This is a genomic window from Bradyrhizobium sp. PRIMUS42 (assembly GCF_023006515.1).
Taxonomy (GTDB): domain Bacteria; phylum Pseudomonadota; class Alphaproteobacteria; order Rhizobiales; family Xanthobacteraceae; genus Bradyrhizobium.
In genome coordinates, this window is the sequence record NZ_JALBGZ010000889.1 from 1 (window position 1) to 2,256 (window position 2,256).

The following is a 2,256-nucleotide window of genomic DNA, read 5'->3' on the forward strand; positions in this document are numbered from 1 at the left end:
AAGAAGCAGAGCGGCGGCTCGGTCGCCATCACCGTGAAGGCCGGCGGCCAGCTCGGCTTCAAGGGACCCGAGCACCTGCGCGCCGTGCGCGACGGCCTGGTGCCGCTCGCCGACGTCCTCAACATCCAGCAGGTCGGCGACGAACCCTTCATGGGCGTCGAGAGCATCCCGTTTCTCTGTGGTTCCGTCGACGAGTTGAAGGTGCTGCACAAATACGTGCGGCCCGAATACGAGAAGATCGCCGCGCGCAACAACCAGAAGATCCTCTACATCGTGCCGTGGCCGACGCAGTATCTGCATCTCAAGGCGAAGGTCGCCGACGTCGACGGCCTCAAGAACATCAAGATCCGCGTGCCCGACAAGAATGCGGTCGACATGCTGAATGCGATCGGCATGGCGGCCGTGATGATCCCCTGGGGCGAAACCATTCCCGCACTCGCCTCCGGCGCGGTCTCGGGCGTCTCCACATCGTCGGTGTCGGGCGTCGACGGCAAGTTCTGGGAATTCCTCAAATACGTCTACCCGACCAACCACGTCTGGTCGTCGCAGATGCTCACCGTCAATCTCGACTCGTGGAAGGCGCTCAGCGCCGATCAACAGAAGCTCGTCGCGGATATCGCCGCGAAGATGGAGCCGGGATTCTGGGCGAACTCGCTGAAGGCCGACGTCGACAGCCTCAACCGCCTCAAGGAGGGCGGCATGGAGGTGGTGCCGGTCTCGGATGCGATGATGACGGACATCCGAGCCAAGACCGCGCCCCAGCTCGACGCCTTCCTCAAGCGCGTGCCTGCCGCCGACAAGCCCGTGAAGGCCTATCTCGCCGACATGAAGCGTGGTTGAGGGTGAAGCCGTGGTGAGCGTCTCGACCGAAGCTCCGCAGAGTCTCAACGCAGCGGCGCCAGTGCCGCTGCGCATCCTGCTCGACGGCATCGACCGTCTCGGCCGGCTCGACGGCTGGATCGGCGGCGGCTGTCTGCTGACGCTGACGCTGCTGATGCTGTGCGAGGTCGCAACCCGCTTCCTCTCGAACTTCCTGCCGTTCTTCCCGCCGACCATCTCGATCGCGTGGGAGTATTCCTCCTACCTGATGGCGGCGTCCTTCACCTTCGGCGCCGCCATGACCCTGCGCGTCGGCGGCCATATCCGTGTCGTGCTGCTGCTGAAGAACGTCCCCGCACCGTTTCAACGTGCGATCGAAATCCTCTCGGCCGCCGCCGGCTTCGCCTTCATGGCGTTCCTGACCTCCGCGATGGCGAAGTTTGCCTTCGGCGCCTATGTCCGCGGCCAGGTCTCGACCTCGAGCGACACGCCGCTGTGGTTTCCGGAAGCGGTCGTCACCTTCGGCATGCTGCTGCTGACGCTCCAGTTCCTGGCGCGCGCGATCCAGGCCGTGCTCGGCCTGCCGCTGGAGGATCACCGCATGAAGGCCTCGCCCGTCGAATGACCGCTTCGCCCGCACCCGGATTCAAGATCGCATGACCATCGAAGTCGTCGCCCTGTTCGCGATCCTGTTTGCGCTGCTGGCGTGCGGCGTCTGGATCGGCCTCACGCTGGCGCTCACCGCGACGCTTCTGCTCGCGATGTTCCGCTCGATCCCGCTCGACAAGCTGTTGCCGCAATACGCCTGGAACATCCTGACCACGCAGGAACTCCTGGCGCTGCCGCTGTTCATCCTGATGGGTGAGCTGCTGTTTCGCACCCGTCTGTCGCGCTCGCTGTTCCAAGGCCTGGCGCCGTGGGCGGGGTTGCTGCCGGGCCGTCTGCTGCATGTGAATGTGATCGGCTGCACCATCTTCGCGGCGATCTCGGGCTCGTCGGCGGCGACGACGCAGGTGATCGGCCGCATGTCGCTGAACGAGCTGCTGCGCCGCGGCTATTCCCGCGACATCGCAATTGGTTCGCTCGCCGGCGCCGGTACGCTCGGCTTCCTGATCCCGCCGTCCAACATCATGATCATCTACGGCGTGCTGGGCGACGTTTCCATTCTCAAGCTGTTTACTGCCGGCGTGCTGCCCGGCCTGCTGCTCGCCGCGACCTTCATGGGCTGGGTGATGCTGCACACGAGCCTCAAGCCGGCGATGGTGCCGGAGACGGAGGCAAAGCTCTCGCAGGTGCCTTGGGGCGAACGCTTCGCCGCGCTGAAGGATCTCGCGCCGGCGCTGTTCCTGATCGCCTGCGTGCTCGGCTCGATGTATGGCGGGCTCGCGACACCATCAGAGGCCGCCGCCGTCGGCGTGCTCGGCGCCGGGCTGGTCG

General features: G+C 65.5%; 3 protein-coding genes. All 3 read left to right on the forward strand.

The features are described from left to right. A partial coding sequence (locus MOV75_RS35260) for a TRAP transporter substrate-binding protein (protein ID WP_247007651.1) occupies positions 1-840 on the forward strand: 840 nt, incomplete at its 5' end. Positions 841-850: 10 nt separating this feature from the next. Then, positions 851-1,444, forward strand: coding sequence for a TRAP transporter small permease subunit (locus tag MOV75_RS35265; RefSeq protein WP_246921733.1), 594 nt, complete (start codon positions 851-853; stop codon positions 1,442-1,444). 31 nt (positions 1,445-1,475) lie between these two features. Next, on the forward strand, positions 1,476-2,256 hold a 781-nt coding region (locus tag MOV75_RS35270; protein ID WP_247007652.1), incomplete at its 3' end, for a TRAP transporter large permease.